17 protein-coding genes are annotated in these 19,364 nt (G+C 60.6%); 8 read left to right on the forward strand and 9 right to left on the reverse strand.

Translation table 11 applies throughout. The features are described from left to right. The first annotated feature begins 47 nt into the window (after positions 1–47). Entirely contained in the window at positions 48–1,121 is a 1,074-nt protein-coding gene (locus tag BN2664_RS03540; protein ID WP_007001587.1) for an Mrp/NBP35 family ATP-binding protein, read from the forward strand. A 264-nt stretch (positions 1,122–1,385) separates the two neighbouring features. Then, on the forward strand, positions 1,386–2,015 hold the full coding sequence (locus BN2664_RS03545) for an O-methyltransferase (protein WP_007001586.1): 630 nt from the start codon (positions 1,386–1,388) through the stop codon (positions 2,013–2,015). A gap of 166 nt (positions 2,016–2,181) precedes the next feature. Here BN2664_RS03545 and BN2664_RS08980 read toward each other — a convergent pair whose 3' ends face one another. The 5 genes from BN2664_RS08980 to BN2664_RS03565 all read right to left on the reverse strand — a co-directional run bounded on the left by BN2664_RS08980 (position 2,182) and on the right by BN2664_RS03565 (position 6,709). Continuing rightward, entirely contained in the window at positions 2,182–2,349 is a 168-nt protein-coding gene (locus BN2664_RS08980) for a DUF3117 domain-containing protein (protein ID WP_007001585.1), read from the reverse strand. Positions 2,350–2,405: 56 nt separating this feature from the next. Next, complete coding sequence (locus tag BN2664_RS03550) at positions 2,406–3,188, reverse strand: LOG family protein (RefSeq protein ID WP_007001584.1); 783 nt, start codon at positions 3,186–3,188, stop codon at positions 2,406–2,408. A 114-nt stretch (positions 3,189–3,302) separates the two neighbouring features. Beyond that, the gene (locus BN2664_RS03555) at positions 3,303–4,451 is read right to left on the reverse strand and encodes a mannose-1-phosphate guanylyltransferase (protein ID WP_007001583.1); all 1,149 of its coding nucleotides are present in this window, start codon (positions 4,449–4,451) and stop codon (positions 3,303–3,305) included. Between the two features lie 15 nt (positions 4,452–4,466). Next, complete coding sequence (locus BN2664_RS03560) at positions 4,467–5,783, reverse strand: YihY/virulence factor BrkB family protein (RefSeq protein WP_231723440.1); 1,317 nt, start codon at positions 5,781–5,783, stop codon at positions 4,467–4,469. 119 nt (positions 5,784–5,902) lie between these two features. Next, a complete protein-coding gene (locus tag BN2664_RS03565) occupies positions 5,903–6,709 on the reverse strand; it encodes an exodeoxyribonuclease III (RefSeq protein WP_007001581.1) in 807 nt (268 codons plus the stop codon). 328 nt (positions 6,710–7,037) lie between these two features. Here BN2664_RS03565 and BN2664_RS03570 point away from each other — a divergent pair, with 328 nt between their 5' ends. Both BN2664_RS03570 and BN2664_RS03575 read left to right on the forward strand, forming a co-directional pair. Then, positions 7,038–8,141: an SGNH/GDSL hydrolase family protein gene (locus BN2664_RS03570; protein ID WP_007001580.1), complete on the forward strand. Its 1,104-nt coding sequence runs from the start codon at positions 7,038–7,040 to the stop codon at positions 8,139–8,141. A 61-nt stretch (positions 8,142–8,202) separates the two neighbouring features. Continuing rightward, the gene (locus tag BN2664_RS03575; RefSeq protein ID WP_007001579.1) at positions 8,203–9,294 is read left to right on the forward strand and encodes an SGNH/GDSL hydrolase family protein; all 1,092 of its coding nucleotides are present in this window, start codon (positions 8,203–8,205) and stop codon (positions 9,292–9,294) included. 73 nt (positions 9,295–9,367) lie between these two features. Here the strand turns inward: BN2664_RS03575 and BN2664_RS03580 are convergent, their stop codons facing one another. The 3 genes from BN2664_RS03580 to BN2664_RS03590 all read right to left on the reverse strand — a co-directional run bounded on the left by BN2664_RS03580 (position 9,368) and on the right by BN2664_RS03590 (position 12,766). Next, positions 9,368–10,255 carry a bifunctional methylenetetrahydrofolate dehydrogenase/methenyltetrahydrofolate cyclohydrolase gene (locus BN2664_RS03580; RefSeq protein ID WP_007001578.1) on the reverse strand — a complete coding sequence of 296 codons (888 nt, stop codon included), beginning with the start codon at positions 10,253–10,255 and terminating at the stop codon, positions 9,368–9,370. 12 nt (positions 10,256–10,267) lie between these two features. Continuing rightward, positions 10,268–11,542 carry a serine hydroxymethyltransferase gene (glyA, locus tag BN2664_RS03585; RefSeq protein WP_007001577.1) on the reverse strand — a complete coding sequence of 425 codons (1,275 nt, stop codon included), beginning with the start codon at positions 11,540–11,542 and terminating at the stop codon, positions 10,268–10,270. Positions 11,543–11,689: 147 nt separating this feature from the next. After that, a complete protein-coding gene (locus BN2664_RS03590; RefSeq protein WP_007001576.1) occupies positions 11,690–12,766 on the reverse strand; it encodes a LacI family DNA-binding transcriptional regulator in 1,077 nt (358 codons plus the stop codon). A gap of 298 nt (positions 12,767–13,064) precedes the next feature. Here BN2664_RS03590 and BN2664_RS03595 point away from each other — a divergent pair, with 298 nt between their 5' ends. From BN2664_RS03595 to BN2664_RS03610, 4 genes are all read left to right on the forward strand, one after another. Beyond that, the gene (locus tag BN2664_RS03595; protein WP_007001575.1) at positions 13,065–14,324 is read left to right on the forward strand and encodes a sugar ABC transporter substrate-binding protein; all 1,260 of its coding nucleotides are present in this window, start codon (positions 13,065–13,067) and stop codon (positions 14,322–14,324) included. A 60-nt stretch (positions 14,325–14,384) separates the two neighbouring features. Continuing rightward, positions 14,385–15,608, forward strand: coding sequence for a carbohydrate ABC transporter permease (locus tag BN2664_RS03600; protein WP_007001574.1), 1,224 nt, complete (start codon positions 14,385–14,387; stop codon positions 15,606–15,608). Beyond that, positions 15,605–16,519, forward strand: coding sequence for a carbohydrate ABC transporter permease (locus BN2664_RS03605; protein WP_007001573.1), 915 nt, complete (start codon positions 15,605–15,607; stop codon positions 16,517–16,519). Before BN2664_RS03600 ends, BN2664_RS03605 begins: the two co-directional genes overlap by 4 nt. A 94-nt stretch (positions 16,520–16,613) precedes the next feature. Beyond that, on the forward strand, positions 16,614–18,515 hold the full coding sequence (locus BN2664_RS03610; protein ID WP_007001572.1) for a glycogen debranching N-terminal domain-containing protein: 1,902 nt from the start codon (positions 16,614–16,616) through the stop codon (positions 18,513–18,515). 105 nt (positions 18,516–18,620) lie between these two features. Here BN2664_RS03610 and acpS read toward each other — a convergent pair whose 3' ends face one another. After that, positions 18,621–19,199 (reverse strand): holo-ACP synthase AcpS, encoded by a 579-nt coding sequence (gene acpS, locus BN2664_RS03615; protein ID WP_007001571.1) that lies wholly within the window; start codon positions 19,197–19,199, stop codon positions 18,621–18,623. Between the last annotated feature and the right edge of the window lie 165 nt (positions 19,200–19,364).

A 19,364-nucleotide genomic window follows, 5' to 3' on the forward strand; every position in this document is an offset into this window, starting at 1 on the left:
GGCTTAGTCGCCGCCGCGGCTGGCCCGCTTGCAGGTAGGGTAGCCACATGGTTACGCGCGAGGCTGTGATGGATGCTCTATCCGCGGTTATCGACCCGGAATTGCGCCACCCCATTACCGAACTCAATATGGTCGATCGGATCGATATTGCCGAATCCGGCCGCCTCGCCATCACCATTCTTCTCACCACTCCGAACTGCCCGCGCAAGAGCATCATTGAGCGCGAGGTGACGCAGGCGGTAGCGGACGTGGCCGGGGTCAACGGCGTCGACGTCACGCTCTCCCCCATGACCCCCGCCCAGCTCCAGGCACTAACGCGAAAGTTGCGCGGCGAACGGGTGCGCCGCGAGATCCCCTTCGCCGCGCCCGATTCGCCCACAAAGATTATTGCCGTCGCCTCCGGAAAAGGCGGGGTAGGCAAATCCTCTATCGCCGCCAACCTCGCCGCCGCCATGGCCTCCCAGGGCGTCCGGGTCGGCTTGGTGGACGCCGATATTTACGGTTTTTCCATCCCCGCAATGCTCGGGGTCGATACCCCCGCCCAGCAAATCAACGGCATGATCATTCCGCCCGTCGCCCACGGGGTGAAAGTCATGTCCATTGGAATGTTCGTCAAGGGAAATCAGGCGATTATGTGGCGCGGTCCCATGCTCGCGAAGGCGCTCGAGCAGTTCTTCGCAGACGTGTACTGGGGCGACCTTGACGTGCTCCTGCTCGACTTACCACCGGGAACGGGAGATATCGCCCTGACCGTCGCCTCCCTGCTTCCCAATTCCCAGCTTTTGGTGACGACGACGCCGCAGCCCGCCGCCTCCGATGTGGCAGAACGTGCCGGTTCAATGGCCAGCCAAACCGGCCAGCATGTAATTGGCGTTATCGAAAATATGTCCTGGATGGATTTGCCCGGAGGCCAGCGCAACTACCTTTTCGGCAGCGGCGGCGGGCAGACGGTTGCGGCGGTCCTTTCCGAGCGGCTGGGTTATAGCGTCCCGCTTTTGGGGCAAATCCCCTTCGAAAGTGCTATCCGCGAAGGTGCGGATGCCGGAGCTCCGGCCGTCCTCTCGCTACTTGACTCTCCGGCAAAGGCGGAGTTCCAGAAAATCGCGCGGACGATCAGCTAGCGCGGCCGTCTGGCTAAAACGCAGGCTTGGCTGACGCCGTGCCTTGGCTTGCGCCGTGTCTCAGCTCGCAGTGGGCCTCAGGTAGCACTGGGCCTCAGCTAGCACTGGCCTCAACTCGCAATGGGACTAGGTCGGCACCGTAACCTAGCAAGCGCGTTGAACCGCCCGCGCGAGCGCGCACTCTCGCATAAGATAAGGAACGTGTTCGCGGGGGCATCGCGGACCGGGCGAGAGGCGCGCACGAGTAATTGAGGAGTTTTCACAATGGCTGATTTTGTACAGGCGTGGGCATACGCGGAGGAAGCGGTTGCCGAACCCGAGGAAATTGCTCGCGCCCGCGACCTCGCCTCCGAATTCGGAATTAAGACGATCTCGCCAGCCAGTGGAAATTTCCTGCGCCTGTTCATTGGTGCAGCCGGAGTGAGATCCGCCGTCGAAATTGGCACCGGCACCGGAGTGTCCGGACTCTACCTCATCGGCGACGGCGACCTCACCCTCACCACGATTGACCTCGATGCGGAGGCTCAGCATTACGCCCGCGATTTCTTCAAGGCCGCCGGTGCTCGCGCGGGAAAGGTGCGTCTTATTAACGGCGCCAGCGCCGATATCCTCCCGCGCCTTGCCACTGGTTCATACGATTTTGTTCTGCTCGACGGCAATCCCCTGGAAGCGGAGGGGGACGCGGCCGAGTCGCTTCGCCTGCTGCGCCCGGGCGGAACGCTGGTGGTGGCACACGCGCTACTGGGAGGTAAAGTCGCCGATCCGGCACGGCGTGAAGATGACGTCGTCTCCACCCGAAACCTCATTAAGCGGCTCGCCCAGACCGAAGGTATTGAGACCTCGCTCCTTCCGGTGGGAGACGGGTTGTTTATCGCCCGGGTTGGCGGCCGATAAACAACGCGCCAAGCATCGGCGGGAGGGAGCCGCACACAGCGCGCAGCGGACGCCACCAAGTGCGCGGCGGGCACCTATAAACCCAGCGCGCCGCGCCCGCCGAAAACCCGCAACTTAGACACAAAAATGTTCCCCGGAAAATCCGGGGAACAAAGAGTGAGGGCACTTAGCGTTCTATACCCGCAAGAGCTTCACTTAGGGCCTTTGCTTCGTCATCATTGATTTCCAAAACCAGGCGACCTCCCCCGTCTACAGGGATGCGAACCACAATGCCTTTGGCTTCACGTTCAACTTCGAGCGGCCCATCGCCAGTGCGAGGCTTCATAGCTGCCATTGTGCATTCCTTCCTGTCGAAAACCCGGCGTTTTCGACTCAGTTGCTCTTATTCTACTAGGAATGCGAGGCTTTCGACCGGCGTGATCTTTCTGTCGCTCGCTTTTCATCGCGCGGACCCTCCCATTTGCGTAGCACTCGCACCGCGTCTTCCGCGGTGTCCACGATGGTGAACAACTCGTCGTCACCGGGAGAAATGAGCCCGTTCTCCTCGAGGGAGTTCTTGATCCAGTCCGCCAGCGGCCCCCAGAATTCCGAGCCCACCAAAATCACCGGGAATTCAATCGCCTTACCGGTCTGCACAAGCGTCAGTGATTCGAAAAGCTCATCCATGGTGCCAAATCCGCCCGGCATCACAATGAAGCCATGGGAATACTTGACGAACATGGTTTTGCGGACGAAGAAGTAACGGAACTCGATACCCAGGTCCACGTAATTATTGAGGCCTTGCTCGTGCGGGAGCTCAATTCCCAGGCCAATTGAAAGCCCGTCCGCGTCCTTTGCGCCGCGGTTGGCCGCTTCCATAATGCCCGGGCCGCCCCCGGTAATCACGCCGTATCCGGCCTCGACGACCTTCCGGCCCACTTCGCGGGCGATGTCGTAGTATTTATTGCCCTCGCGGATGCGGGCTGAACCGAACACAGAGACGCATTTCGGCACATGAGCCAGGGCTCCAAATCCCTCCACGAACTCCGCCTGGATACGTAGCACGCGCCAAGGATCGGTACGCGTCCAATCCCCGTTTTCGGGCTCGTTGAATAGCTTGGTATCCGCGGTAATCGAGGGAATCTGCTTTCCCCGCCTAATTTGCGCACCGCGCCTATAGTCTTCTCGAGTCATGAAACCTATCTTTCCAGCCAGAAGGGGCCTTCCCCATTCATTTCGCCACGCGGATAGCGCAGGCGGAGGGCAGAAATTCCAGCCCTCGCCGGAGTATTACGATCATCCGCTCACCTAGCGTAGATCTTCCCGACCCACCTCACCGAGCCGCTCCACAACGTTTTTGACCCCCTGCGCCCGCGAGCGCGTGGTCACCAGGAGCACGTCTCCCGCGTCGACGACGACGGCGTCCGGCAGGCCCACCACAGCAATGGGTTTGCTCGAGGTATAAACAAGTGCCCCCTCGCTGTCTACGGCAATCACCGGCTGGGCGGGGGCGGCGGCATCAACCTGCTGAAGGCTACGCTGAACGGCCGGAATATGCTCCGCCAGGGATTGGAAATCGCCGATGTCTGACCAGCCTATGGAGGCCGGGACCACCGCTACCCCACCGTCGGCGGCGAGCGGTTCCGCAATTGCTCGATCAATAACTTCGCGAGGAATCTCTTCCCAGGCTTGGAGCACCTCAGCGCGTTGCTTGTCCGCGTCCAGGTTCCAGCCGGCAACCGCGCGGGCAAGCGGGGCGGCGATATCGGGGCGGAAGCGCTCAAGTGCTTCGCGCAAAACCTTGGCCCGCATAATGAAAATACCGGCATTCCAGAAGTACCCGCCATCCGCAAGGTAGCTTTCCGCGGTAGGTGCGTCAGGCTTTTCCACGAACTTTTTGACTTCGCGCGCGGCGGGCAGATCAGAACCGCTCCCGGCGGGCAGATCGCGCTCGCGCGCGGCGGGCAGATCCGCCAGGTCTTCACCGGCGCGAATATAGCCGAATCCGGTGGCGGCATAGTCCGGGGTGATTCCGAGGGTAGCAATATAGCCCGCCTCGGCGGCGCGCATGGCTGCCTCCACCGCCGCATGGAAGGCTACGTTATCCGCAATGGCGTGATCAGCGGCGAAGGATCCCACCAGGCAGTCCCCAAATTCACGCTCGAGGACCCCGGCGGCAAGGCCGATGGCGGCCATGGTGCCGCGCGGTGAGGGCTCAATAATGGCGGCCCGACGGGAAAAATCAGATCCCAATTGCTCACGTACCGCCTCCACGTGGGCACGGCCCGTTACCACGGTGACCGAATCGGCCAGCGGGCGCAAACGATCAACGCTCGATTGCAGAAGCGTGCGCCCGGTACCCAGCAAATCCACCAGGAACTTCGGGTGAGATGCCCGCGAAAGTGGCCAGAGCCGTGTGCCCGCTCCACCGGCGGGAATAATAACGTGAAATTCCACGGTGCTGTTTCTCCCTTAGTGCTTCTTTTCCCGGTTGGCCTGCTGGGCTTGCACTTGCCGCTGACCGTCGCGGTACCTCTCTCGCGCCGCGCGCGCATCTTCGCTGGCCTTGCGCGCCTTATCTTCCAATTTCTCGGCGCGCTTGCGGGCCCAGTTACCTTGCAAACCTCCCCATTCGGGAAGCTCTTCGATTTCCTCTTGGAGCGGCAACTTAGGCTCGGGAAGAAGCGCGCCAGTGATGGGATCATGCGGCCATTCGAGTGATTCTGGAACCGTGAGTGTCACGAAGTTGGGCGTGGTGTGCCCGCGCAACTCCCGCGCATCCTCCGGGGTATATACGCGCGGCGGATTGGCCATATAAGCACTGACCATCAACATAATGCGGGCCGTGAGGTTGAGCCACAGGAGCAGGGTGGCCAGAGCCGCGAAAGGTGCGAGCAAGGGATTAGATGAGACGCTGGAAACCACGGAAGTACCGGCAATCTTGATGACGGTCATAATAAGGCCGCCCAGCACCGCGCCGCGAAGAAGATCTGCCCGCGGCACTCGCATTCCCGCCATTACTCTCACCAGGAAGGCGATAATCAAACCATCGAGGCAAATCGCCACCGCCCAAACAGCGAGTTTGATGAAGAACTGCGAGATCGAGCTTTCGATTCCCAGTTTCCCAAAGAGCCAGGTCCCCGCCGCACCGGCGCCGGCAGCGAAAACGCCGCTGACCACGATCCCGGCGGCCAGAACCACGAACCCTCCGAAGCTGCGGAGGATATTGACGACGCCGTTTTCCACCACTTGGTTTATGCCGAACATGGCACGAATTGACCGCGATAGTCCGGTCATAATTGAGATCGCGGTCCACAGCAAAACCCCACCGGCGATAATGCTGGCTATGCTCAACCCGCCTGTCAATATCAGCGCATCCGGATCGATCAGACCGCCATTGGATCCGTCGTCGAGAATTCCCGGGAGGGCGGTGTTGATCGCCCCGATCACCGATTCGCGCATTTCCGGGTTATTTCCGAGGGTGGCCATGAAGATCGTCCATGCCACCGTCAGCGCGGCGGTAATCGAAAACAGCGCCGAGTAGGCGATACCGCCTGCCAGCAGGCCGCCGCGCGCGTTGCCGTAGCGGCTCATCCCGCGCATAATCCGCGTGCCTTGCACCCAGGAAACGAGGGCCTTAATTCGCTCCACCAGGCTGGGCGTCGGTTGGGAATCGGATACCCGCTCTTCCCTCACCGTGTACACCGCTTCGCGCCCTTGCGGATCGACCCCGAGCACCGCGGAAAGGGCGTCGGTGGGGACAGTTACCTGCTCTTTATTATCGCTCACTCGTCCAGAGTAACGGTTTGCGAGGATGCGCAGAAGCACTTTTCATTTTTTCGTTCGCGCCCGCCTGGGACTCCAAGCCGCCCTCGAGGAACCCCAAAGCCGCCCTCGCGCCCGCGGCGCTAGAGCTCGTAGGTCACCGTAAGCGGGGCATGATCCGACCAGCGCTCGCCGTAGCTCGCCGCGCGCCCGATGCTGAACTCCCCCGCCCGCTCGGCCAGGGCCGGGGTCGCCATCTGGTAGTCGATGCGCCAGCCGGCGTCGTTATCGAAGGCTTTGCCACGCTGAGACCACCAGGTGTAGGGCCCATTTCCCACAAATCCCGCGCCGTCGAGGAGCCGGCGTTGCACATCAACCCACCCGGCTCCAAACCACTGATCCAGATAGGCGATCTCCGGATCGAGCACGCCGGAGGTTTTATTGTGGTTCGATTTCCAGTTTTTAATATCCCGCTCGGTATGCACGATATTGAAATCGCCCGCTACCAGGGTGTGGCCGGCCGGATCGACACTCGCCAGCCGTTCGCTCACGCGCTGCAAATGCGCGTATTTTGCCGCCATTTTCTCGGGTTTATCGGCAACACCGGAGTGAAGGTAAGCCGAGATGACCGTCAGCGGGGGATCCACCAGATCCACCTCGATCCAGCGTCCGGTATCCACCGGCTCTTCTTCCGGCACCAGACCGCGACGAACTTCGGCAATCTCCAGGCCGTCCCGAATGGCGATGGAAACCCCTGCCCGCCCCTTCAGCTCAGAAATCTCGTTCACCACCAGGTAGCAAGAATCGGCAAAAATAGCCTCGATCGCCTCTTCCGGCGCGCGCACCTCCTGCATGAGGAGCACATCTGGTTGCTGGGCGTTTACCCAATCGAGCATTCCTTTGCGGGCCGCCGCCCGCAGTCCGTTGACGTTGACGGTTGTAATTCGCATACTTCCCTTTCCCTCGCCCAGCTAGCTTAGCGGGTAGACGAAGATCGGTGCCGCGGCGGCTACCATGGTCACAGTGATTTCGTTTTCTGCGCCAATGGACGACGCCAAAGCGAAACGCAAGGGGGCAACGCGCAGGAGCATAGCCAGGGCGCCGGGGCACTAAAACCGGGCGCATCTGTGCATCGTGGCGAACGGCGAGCACCGGACGCACCAGCACCGCGAGCGGCGGGCACCCGAACCGCGCGCGGCAGGAGCATTCGGATCGCGCTCGGAGCACCAGCACCGCGAGCGCGAGGCGCCAGCGGCAAATAAAGGCAAGGAGGTAGCGATGCGAGGGGTATTGGCAACTCTTTTGGCGGGATTTTTATTGGCTTCCTCAACGGGCGCCGTAGCTGCGGAAGAACCCCGTATTGTGCAACTCGGTGATTCTTTTGCCTCCGGAAATGGGGCGGGTGATTATCGCGATGATTGCTACCGCTCCCCGCACAACTACGCCCACGTCGCCGCGGAAGAATTGGGCGGCTCTGTGCGCGATGCCTCCTGCAGCGCCGCCACACTGGAAGACCTCACCACGGTTTCTGAAAGCAGCGATGCCGGCTCAGCCGAGGCGACCTTCTGGGTGCCGGAACTGGTGGATGGGGAGCAATTCTCGCGCTGGCAAACCTGGGCTAATTTGGCGCAGGTATGCGGAGAAGTTCCCGCCGGAAGCCGTATGGAATACACCCCCAGCGGCAAGGTTTCCGCTAATCCCTGGTTTGTGAGCGCCCAGGTGGACTGCACGCTCGTTACCGGGCCGCAAGTTTCTGCCGTCACCCCCGCAACCGACCTGGTGTTTACAACAATCGGCGGTAACGACGCCGGATTTGCCAAGATCATCGCCACCTGCCTGGTTTTGGATCAGAGCCGGCTGTGCGAGGCGAGCATTAAAAGTGCTAATGAAGAGTTCCCCAAAATCGGGCAACGCCTCGACGGCTTGCTGGCGGATATTGATGGCGCGGCAGCGGGGAACGCAGATATTTGGCTGGTTGGCTACCCGTACTTGGTAGCGGACGTTCCGTACCATTTGCGCCGCTTGGGAGATGACTACGACGCCGGAAGCGCGATTCGATCCAGCGTGGATAACGGCGCGGAGGTGATGCAGACCGCGGTAGAGCGCGCAAATAGCAAGGCTCGCGCTACGGGTGAGCGCGAGCGTTTCCATTTCTTCGATAGCCGCCCGGTTTTCGCCGGCCACGAGGTGGACCCGCGCAATAACGCCGATCAGAGCCACGCGTGGTTCCACGCGCAGGTAACCGATCTTTCCCTGCTCCTGGATACCATTGAGGTCTCTGACCTAACTATGGAAAACTTCCGGGAGATCATGCATCCCACGCGTGAAGGTTGGCAAAAGCAAGGCGAAGCCCTGGCGCAAGCCGTAACCGAAGCGGGTTAGGATACTACCGCCGGGCCGGCCCACGCCGGAGAATAAAGCTACGAAGGGAAACCGGTCTACTATGCGACGTATACTCGGCGCTCTAGCCGCTCTGTGCCTGAGCCTAGTGAGTATCTCACTCACGGCGGTGGCGGATGAAGATTCCGCCCAGAATCTGCCCGCTACGGCGTCGGCAAACATTGTGCAACTCGGTGATTCGTATTCGGCAGGAAACGGCACCGGAACCTACGAGGAAACGAACTGCATGCGTTCCTCGCGCAACTACGGGGCGAGGGCGGCCGAAGCGGTGGGAGCGCTCTACACGAACGTGGCGTGCTCGGGCGCGGTAACGCGCGATATTACCCAGCCGCGGAGCCTGGGCTGGAAGGGCGGAGCGACCCGCAGCTACTGGTTACCGACCTACGCGTATCCCGATCAAGCCGCCGAATGGCAAAAGCGCGTGGAGGCGGAGGGCGTGTGTGGGGCTCCGCCGGCCGACGATATGTACTACGAATACCGAATGGTGGCCCCCGCCCCCGCCGGATCGATTTTCACGGCTAGCGTGGCCTGCTACTTATGGGCCAAGCCGCAAATCGAAGCCGTCAGCCCGGCCACCGACGCTGTTTTCCTCACAATTGGCGGAAATGACGCCAATTTTGTAGGCATTATTATCTCTTGCTTCGTGGCCCGCAATGCCAATTCCTGCCAAAACCGGCTCACCACGGCGAACGCGATCTTCCCCCAGCTTCGTCAGCGAATCGACTCGGTGCTCACCGAAATTGATCGCGCCTCGCAGGGCCACGCGCGCGTTTATTTGCTGGGCTATCCGGTACTTATTAGCGAGGACTCCTACGTTCTTCCCGAAGGGCCCGCGGGGTGGTACGACGCCGGAAAGACTTTGCGCGGGATGCAAGAGCACGCCAATGAGCTCCAGCGGGGCGTTATTGAGGAAATGAACGCGCGGACCGAATCCAATCGCTTTACCTTCGTGGATGTGCAACCCGCATTTACCGGGCACGGCTTTGACCCGCGGATGGGAGCGCGCCAGGATCACTCGTGGATCGTTCCGAGTTTCTCGTCCTTTGATGTCTTGGGCTACGTCCACCCCACCCAGCAAGGCTGGACGGCTGAGGCTGATCTGCTCACGGATTACCTGCTGACGGACGGCTTCTAGAGGTAAGGCTTGTAGAAATAAAAATCTGCCCCGGAACCTCTCCGCTACGCGGTGGCTCCGGGGCAGATTACCGCTAAGAAGCGGAGTATTGCCGCTCGGCGGTCTCCACAATATTGCGCAGGAGCATGACTCGAGTCATAGGCCCCACGCCGCCCGGATTGGGGGAAACCCAGCCGGCAACCTCGGCCACGCCCGGATCGACATCTCCAATCGTCTTGAAGCGCCCGGTTTCCGGGTTTGGCACGCGCGTTACTCCGACGTCGAGCACAATCGCCCCGGGCTTGATCCACTCGGGTTTCACGAAATGCGGTTGTCCCACCGAGGCAATCACCACGTCGGATTCGCGCACAATTTGCGGCACGTCCGGGGTACCGGTATGACAGAGAGTTACGGTGGCGTTAATTTCACGGCGCGTGAGCAGAAGCCCGGCGGGGCGCCCGACCGTTACGCCGCGCCCGAGCACCGCCACCCGCTTACCTTCCAAAGAGAGCCCGTAGCGTTCTAGAAGTTCCAGAATTCCCGCGGGCGTACAAGGCAACGACGTCGAAAGCGGCTCCCCAACTCGTAGTACCAAGCGCCCCAAATTCACCGGATGTAAGCCGTCAGCATCCTTCTGCGGATCGATGAGTTCAATCAGCTCGTTCGAGGGCATTCCTGCCGGAAGCGGCAATTGCACGATGTAGCCCGTACACGCCGGATCGGCGTTAAAGCTCAGAATCGCTTCGCGCACAGCCTGCGCCGGAGCGTCCGCGGGGAGGTCAATCCGCAAGGAGGTGATCCCCACTTCCTGGCAATCGCGGTGCTTTCCAGCTACATAAGCGCGGGAACCAGGATCGTCTCCCACTAAAATTGTGCCCAGGCCCGGCTCGATCCCGTGCTGCTTGAGGGTTTCAATCCGGGAGCGAAGCTCCTGCTTGATGTCTGCGGCGATTTTCTTTCCGTCCAGAATCTGTGCGACCACGCAGTTGTCTCCTTATAGATTTTCGTACAGCGGGAAGGCATGGGCGAGCGCCTTTACTCGCTGGCTGAGAGCTTCCACATCCGCGCTCGGGCCCGCAACGAGTGCCTGCGCAATAATATCTGCCACTTCGCGGAACTCCGGTTCGGCAAAACCGCGAGTAGCCAGTGCGGGAGTTCCAATGCGCAATCCGGAAGTCACCCGCGGGGGCCGCGGATCGTAGGGAACCGAGTTGCGGTTGACGGTTATCCCAATCTGGCCCAGGAGGTCTTCACCCTGCTGGCCGTCAATAGCTGCCTGGCGCAAATCAACCAGCACGAGGTGCACATCAGTTCCGCCCGAGACCACCGAGATTCCGGCTTCTTGCACATCCTTGGCGCACAGCCGTTCGGCGAGGATCTTTGCTCCGGCCAGGGTGCGCTCTTGGCGCTCCTTGAACTGCGGGCTAGCCGCAATCCCCAGGGCCACGGCCTTCGCCGCAATCACGTGCATGAGCGGGCCACCCTGCGTGCCCGGGAATACCGCCGAGTTCAGCTTCTTTCCATACGGCTCGCTATCCTTCGCCAGAATCATTCCGCCGCGCGGGCCGCCAAGGGTTTTGTGGATCGTCGTCGTCACCACATCGGAAGCGGGGACAGGATTAGGATGCAAGCCGGCGGCCACCAGCCCGGCAAAATGCGCCATATCCGTCCATAGCACCGCGCCCACTTCGTCCGCGATCGAGCGGAAAGCATCAAAATCGAGATGGCGCGGATAGGCGGACCAGCCCGCGATAATCATCTTAGGGCGGGCGGCGCGGGCCTCCTCGCGGACCTTGTCCATATCGAGGAGGAAGGTTTCGGGATCCACGTGGTAGGCGGCGATATTGTAGGACTTACCCGAGAAATTCACTTTCGATCCGTGGGTGAGGTGCCCGCCGTGATCGAGGGCGAGGCCCATCACGGTGTCTCCGGGCTGGACAAGCGCGGTATAAACCGCCTGGTTCGCCTGCGCGCCCGAATGCGGTTGCACATTGGCGTATTGCGCCCCGAAAAGCTGCTTGGCTCGCTCCCGAGCTAGGTCCTCCGCCTTGTCTACCCATTCGCAACCGCCGTAGTAGCGCCGACCCGGGTAGCCTTCCGCGTATTTATTGGTGAGTACCGAGCCCTGCGCCTCCATTACCGCGCGCGGCACGTGGTTTTCGGAGGCAATCATTTCCAAGCCTTCTTGCTGGCGATACAGTTCCCCAGAAAGGATGTCCGCAATTTCGGGATCTACGGCTTGAAGGGGTTCGTCGAGCAAACGCGCCATGATCTTTCCTTTCGTTTGAGACCTGGCTTCGGTACGGGTCGGCGTTAAAGATAATTTGCCCAGCGCGCGAGTATCAATGCTCGATTGATAGCCCGCCCAACTGTTGGACAAAAGAGTAGCGCTTTTCCCTTAACACCGCTTTGCGTCTCAGTTTTGGGGTTTCAGCGCGGGGGCGGAAAGGCGCGGGCGGAGCCCGGAATTGCAGGCTAGGCAGGGGCGAAGCAGAATGTGCAGATCCGAATCCGCCGGTCGCTTTGAAGAGTTGAGGGGCGCCACGCGGTCCAAAATACGGACGGTTGCATCCGCCACCTGCTGCAGTGGTTGCTCAATACTGTCAAACCCGAGTGACATGGCGAGCGCCGAATTATCAAATCCAATGGCGGGAATAGTTCCGTTACTGCCAAGAAGAACGCCGGCAGCCAGAAGATCTGAGGCACAGACGACGCCGTCGGGGCGCTGATCGGCGTCCAAGGTGCAAAACTGTTGTACGGCTTTGATTCCACCTTCGATGTTTTCGGACGTAAAAATGGACAGGCTCTCCATTTCGGCTTCGCTGTAGCCCCACTCGGTCACTGTTTCCCGCCACCCTAAATGGCGGTCTTCTCCAGTGCCCGAAGGGCTCGGCCACCCCACGTACCCGATCCGCTTGCAACCGCGATCGCGCAATTCCTTGGTACCTAGCGCAACCCCGTATTTTCCATCGACGTCGACCCAGGGAACCTCGTCATCAAGTAGCGAATCCCTCCCCCACGGGCGCCCAAAGCAGACGAACGGGATTTTGTTTTTAATGAACCAGTCCACGCGCGGGTCGCCGGCCGCGGTGTCCGTGATGATGAACGCATCGACGTCGTCGGAGGAGGTAAGAGCCCGGTACTCGGCGATCTCGTCCCCGTAGCCGCGGGAGGCGAACAGAAGAATGCGGCGCCCGCTTTCGCCCGCGAAAACGGTGAGGTGATGAAGGAATTTGTCATAGATCATCCCGGCCAAATTATCCGGCGCGTCATCCACGCGGATCCCCACCGTCGCGGTCTGTTGGGTGCGCAAGCGCCGGGCCGATTGGTTGGCCCGATATCCGAGTTCGCTAATGGCGGCATAAACACGTTCGCGCGTGGCGGGAAGAACCGTCTCGGGGCGATTAATAACGTTCGAGACCGTCTGGCGCGAAACCTCCGCGCGCTTGGCTACGTCTACGATCGATGCTCGTTTTTCTCTCTGTTTGGACATCTCCCCTCCCTCACCGCTATCGATTTACCAGTCTGAAACGAATGTAGCAGAACCCGGCAAACACAACGATCAGCCATTTTGGTTAAATTTCGCCTCCCACCCACTGATCCGCACGCTAATTTCACGCCGCGGAAAAAAGAACAGCATAATCTAGATAAAAATACCTAAGTTTTTTCCTTGCAAAATTTCGCGCGGGGTGGCACCATTGTTGCAACGGTTTGAACGTTCAAATTCGGGTGGCGAGGAGGCCACCCGGCCGTGAAAACCACGACCACGTGTCTACTTACGGGAGGACTCCATGCAGCGTCGCACGATCACATCCGCGATGGCCCTCGGGGCTGCCATCGCACTCACGCTTTCCGGTTGCTCAGGCGGCTCGGGATTCTCGGATAACTCCAAGGGATCGGCTGATTCCGGAGAGCTCACCAACGATTCCAGCCGGTCACTGTCCGTGATGATCGGATCCTCGGGCGATTCAGAGACCAAGGCCGTTCAAGAAGCGGTCGCGGCTTGGTCGCAAGAGAGCGGAGTCAAGGCCGAGGTTATTGCCGCCTCCGACCTCAACCAGCAGCTCTCCCAGGGATTTGCCGCCTCGACTCCTCCAGATGTTTTCTACCTCTCCACTGATTCGCTGGCCGGTTTTGCGGAGAACGGTTCAGTGCTCGCCTACGGCGATCGCCTTTCCAATAAGGACGATTTCTACCCGTCCCTGGTCAGTAACTTCACCTACGATGGCGATTTCTACTGCGCCCCCAAAGACTTCTCCACCCTCGCACTGTTCATTAATAACGAACAGTGGGCCGCCGCCGGCCTGACCGATCAGGACTACCCCACCACTTGGGACGAGCTTGAGACCGTCGCCACCAAGCTCACCGGCAACGGCCACACCGGCCTCTCCTTCGGCGCCGAATACCAGCGCCTGGGGGCCTTTATGGCCCAGGCGGGCGGCACGCTTCTGACCGACGATCAGACCAAGGCCGTCGCGGATTCCGAAGAGAATGTAGCGGCTCTGACGGAAGTGAAGGAACTCCTCGCTTCCGGTAACACCGCCTACGCGGCTGATCTCGGGGCCGGCTGGGGCGGCGAAGCCTTCGGCACCGGCAAGGCGGCCATGGTGATCGAAGGAAACTGGCTTACCGGCACGCTCTCGAGCGATTACCCCGATCTTGAGTACACCGTGGTGGAATTGCCTGCCGGCCCGGGCGGAAAGGGAACGCTTCAGTTCTCCAACTGCTGGGGCATCGCAACCGATTCTCCCTCCCAGCAGCAGTCGCTAGATTTGGTCGAATATCTAACGGCTACGGATCAGCAACTCGGATTCTCTAAGGCCTTCGGCGTGATGCCCTCCGTCGAATCGGCCGCCGATGCTTGGACCAGTGCCAACCCTGATAAGGAAGCCTTCCTTAAGGGTGCAGATTATGCCAAGTCCGTTCCTACCCTGCACGGTAGCTCGGCGGTGATTGAGGACTTCAATGCTCAGATTGAAGGCCTCTCCGGTAAGGATCCCAAGGAGATCCTCTCCACGGTTCAGTCGAACTTTGAGGCAATCGTCAAGTAACGACGATGCCCGGTGGGGCGAGGGCGGGTTCCGCCCTCGCCCCCGTCGGGAGGAAGATATATGGCTACGACAGACGGTGATGCAACACCGACAAAGGCGGGACTCAAGCGGCTCCCGAAGAACGCCGCAAAGCGCGCTGAGGCCAGAACCGGGTGGCTATTTATCTCCCCGGTCATTATTATCCTCGGCATTTTCCTCGTGATCCCCATGCTCATGGCCCTGTGGGTGAGCGTTTCAGATTGGGGCGGGCGAGGATCACCCTTCGCCCCCGGCGTGAACTTCGTAGGCTTCGAGAACTACACGGACGTACTCCTCGACGAAGGCCTGGCAGCGCGAGACTTTGGTATTTCCATCAAGAACAGCTTCTGGTACACGATTATCGTGGTGCCGGTACAAACGCTTCTAGCTTTATTCCTAGCGGTTTTGGTAAATCGAGAGGTCAAGGGCCGCGGCCTGTTTAGAACCGCTTTTTATTTCCCTTCGGTCACCTCGAGTGTGGCCATCACCGTACTGTGGCTCTTCCTTTTCAGCGCCACGGGTGCGGTCAACAAGGCGCTTTCGTGGCTGGGAATTCACGGACCGAACTGGTTCAACGAGCCCACCGGGATCTTCGCCTTCCTGCAGGGCGGCAATCCACCCTCTGCCCTCGCCAATCACGGTTTCCTCAATCTGAGCTGGTCTGACTGGCTAGCGGGGCCCTCACCGGCCATGGTCGCCTTCATGATTATGGCGGTATTTACGACGTCGGGCACCTTTATGCTCCTCTTCCTGTCTGCGCTCCAGGCTATCGACCCCTCCACCGATGAGGCGGCCATGGTCGACGGCGCAAATGCGTGGAAGCGCTTCTGGCGCGTCACCGTTCCGCAACTCAAGCCAACGATCTACACCGTGGTAACCCTCGGCATTATTGGTTGCTGGCAGGTCTTCGACCAGATCTACACCGGAACGGCCGGCGGCCCGGCAAAGACTACTCTGACCCCTGCATACCTCTCATATTCAGCGGCATTCGGGAATCAGCAATGGGGCCGCGGTGCCGCGATCGCCTTCATTCTTTTCGTCATTATCATCGCCATGAACTGGCTGCAGCGCCGAGCCCTTGCCGAGCGTGATGCAACCACCGGGAAGAAGAGCCTCTTTAGCCGCCTCCGGAATTGCAAGTCCAAGGCGGAACCGGCAGGCGCCGAAGACCAGGTTGGCTCGCAGACGACCGCCGGCTCGCAGGCGACCGCCGGCTCGCAGGCGCAAGTCCAGGCAGTAGTTGGAGTGAAGGGGAATCTCTCATGAGCACCACCAATTCAACGGTCGTCCACGGGAAAACCACCGAGGTAAGCCCGGCGGAAAGCCAGCCGCGGGTCTCCTCGGCTAGCTTGCGCCGGCTGGGTGGGAAGTCGCTTCTTTATGCGCTCCTCATCTGCCTCGCCCTGGTGTACATCATGCCGTTCCTCATTCAAATCGCTACGTCGTTCAAGACGGATGCAGAGGCGGCGTCGAACCCAATAAGTCTGATACCCCAAACCTTCACCGCGGCTGCCTACGAGCGCCTCTTCATGAACTCCGATTTCCCCATCTGGTTCAAGAACTCTGTGATCGTGACGCTCTTCGTCACCCTGGGACGTGTCTTCTTCGATTCGCTGGCCGGATACGCTCTGGCGCGCCTGAACTTCCGTGGCCGCAACGTTATTTTCGCCGCCCTGGTGGCGGTAATGAGCGTTCCCGCGGTGGTTCTCCTCATTCCGAAGTTCCTGGTGATCAATCAGCTGAGCATTTACGACAGCTACGCGGGCATGATCTTCCCGCTTCTCGTGGATGCCGCGGGCGTTTTCATTATGAAGAACTTCTTTGAATCAATTCCGCGAAGCGTGGAGGAACAGGCGAAGGTCGACGGGGCAGGAACGTTCCGAATCTTCTGGCAAATCGTTCTTCCCATGGCTGTGCCCGCCCTGGTGACGATCACGATTATGTCTTTCCAGGGTTCGTGGAATGAGCTCTCGCATTTCATTGTGGCAACCCAGGATCCCGCACTCACCACCCTCACCAAGGGCGTGGCAAGCCTGGCATCCGGGCAGCTTTCCCAGGGGACCCAGTACCCCATCAAGCTCGCCGCGGCTCTGATTATGACGATTCCCGTGGCCGTGCTGTTCTTCATTTTCCAGCGACGGATAATGAACACCTCCGAAGGCGCGGTCAAGGGCTAAGGCGCCGCGCATGGTTTCCCGGGGAGCGCCGCCCCGGCCTTCCCGGGAAATCCCTCATCTTTTCTCACCTCATACCTCATGCAAAGGATTCAGTATGCCTACTTCCGCCCATGATCTCCCGCTCCAGCCTCTGCTGCACGACGGCGTATGCACTTTCAAAGCACCGTTCCAGGCCTGGAGCCGTCACGACGGGAATATGACGAGGCCCGCCGACGGCGTTTTTGTTGGAGACACCCGAATTATTTCGGCGCGCGAACTACGGGTGGCAGACCGCCATCCCGAGCACCTCGACTCAGCGATCGTTGGCGGTAGCCAGGCCGTCTTCTCCGGAGCCGTGCGCTATCTCGACACCTCGGGAGCGGACCCGCGCGTGGTCGTTCGCACCCGGCGCTCGGTTAGCGAATCCGGGTTCCGCGAGCGCATCACGATCCACAACGGCCTGGCCGAAGCGCTGGAAACTGAGCTCTGCGTGAATCTCCACGTTAGCCTCGACACCATGTCCGCTATTAAAGCCGGCAATTCCCCCACCGACGATCCCGGCATCACCCTGGCTGGAGGCGCCTCCTGCGAGGTCTCGGGAGCGGGAATCACCGCAAAAATCACGGCTGAGGGCGCTGAGGCTGAGCATTCGGGTGGTGAGGTCAGCTTCGTCTGGAAGGTGAAGGTCCCCGCCCACTCTTCGCTGACCAGCGAGTGGGAAATCGTGCTGGTAGACAGCGAGTTGCCGGTGGGGCCGGCGGGCATCACTGCGAATCTTTCTTTCCGTCCCCAGGTTGCCGACGCGCGCGCCATCCGATGGCTCGAACAGGCCGAACCGGATTTGGAAAATCTCCTGATGACGGTGAGAGCCGAACCCGAGTTGCCTTTCTTTGCCGCGGGTGCGCCGTGGTTCTTTACGCTCTTTGGGCGTGACTCCCTGTGGGCCGCACGCCTGGTTTTGCCGGCCACCTGGCGCGTCGCCGCCACCACCCTGGCGGTGCTGGCGAAATTCCAGGGCACGCGAAACAACCCCGACACCGCTGAGCAACCCGGAAAAATCATGCACGAGCTACGCTTCGAAGATTTCAATATCCCGGGTGAGGGCGTGCGCCTCCCTCCGCTCTACTACGGCACGATTGACGCCACCCCGCTCTGGATATCCACGCTTTTTGATGCCCACAAGGCCGGCATGCCACTTTCCGACGTCGAAGCTCTTTTACCCAACCTGCGTCGTGCTCTCGATTGGATCGTGAACGACGCCGACTCTGATGGCGATACATTCCTCGAGTACATAGACGAATCAGGCCACGGGCTGGCTAACCAGGGATGGAAGGATTCCGGCGATTCGATCCAGTGGAATTCTGGAGACTTAGCGGAAGGGCCGATTGCGCTCTGCGAGGTGCAGGCTTACGCCTACGAGGCCCTGCTTAAGGGCGCGAGCCTACTGGAAAAGTTCGACGGCGACGGTGAGGCCTATCGCGCCCGCGCCGAAGAAATTAAAGCCAATTTCCATGCGCAGTTCTGGGTTGAGGACGAGGTGGGCCCCTACCCGGCGATTGCGCTGGACAAGTCCAAGCGGCCGGTTGATTCGCTGACTTCCAATATTGGGCATCTCCTCGGGACCGGAATCCTCACCCATGAGGAAGAGGGAATCGTGGCGGAGCGGCTGATTGGTGAGGATATGAACTCCGGGTTTGGCTTGCGCACGCTTTCTACTACGGCCGGCGGGTACTGGCCGTTGAGTTATCACGGCGGATCGGTGTGGACCCACGATACCGCCATCGCGATTGTCGGTTTAATGCGTGCCGGCTTCGAGCATCACGCCAAGACCCTCATCGATTCGCTTTTACGCGCGGCCGAGGCCTTCGAGTATCGCCTTCCCGAGCTTTTCTCCGGAGACGGTTCGCTTAGCCACCCGCTTCCCTATCCCGCCTCCTGCCGTCCGCAAGCCTGGGCAGCGGCTTCGGCTATTGCGGTAGCGGACTGCCTGGCAAGGATCGAGGCGGCAGAGAACTAGTTCCCAGCGAATCCGGCCGGGCCGCGGGGCGCTCCGGTGTTCCGGGCAGCCCCTTCTTCCGCCAATACTGGGCCACCGCCCGCTAGAAAGGAGTGCGGCGCGACGTTAGAAAAGCAGGCGCCTGCGGCGGTGCCGGCGCACTTCTTTGGTGAGGCTGTCATTGGGCAGGCCGCGTTCGCTGGGTATATCGCGATCTCCGGCCAGGGCAAGATCGGTGGGCATTGCGCCCTCGCCGCGCGGGGCAGATCCGGTAGGCGTCTGTTCAATCACGACGAAAGCCGTGGCGAGGTCGGCGTCGTGGGTGAGGCTGACGAGAATGCGGAAATCGCCCACCGAGGCGCGCACGACGTCGTCAAAGGGTTCAATGAGCCGTATCGCCGGTCTCCCCCAGCGATCGTTAATGACCTCGATCTGCGACCAGAGGTTTTCTTCGGCTACCGGCGGTTGCCCGAAAAGGGCTGTGGACCACGCCTTGACAAAAGCTTCTTTTGCAGCCCATCGCGCTGCCAGGCTGGGCGCCATATCCGCCATTAAAGCCTCGCCGGTCAGGTGTTTTTCCGTACGCTCGCGCGCGTAGCGCATCTCCCGGGCGGTGAAGACCTCCCGCAGGCGCGAACCAGGTTGGCCTAGTTGTCCGCCAAATTCATTGATCGCTACATTGTCGACGCCGATGCCAAGAATCATCTTCTGCCTCCCCAAGGAGCTATCGCTCCGTTTATGCGCGACTCGCCGCTTTTACTCTAATCCAAGCCACATCAATCATCATCGGGCTTCGATCGCGCTAGCCTCTCCGCGGAACAATCGCGGAATGATCGCCAGCCGCTTCGCGCGCAAAAAGGCGCGGGGCGG

This window comes from Actinobaculum massiliense, from assembly GCF_001457435.1.
Classification (GTDB): domain Bacteria; phylum Actinomycetota; class Actinomycetes; order Actinomycetales; family Actinomycetaceae; genus Actinobaculum; species Actinobaculum massiliense.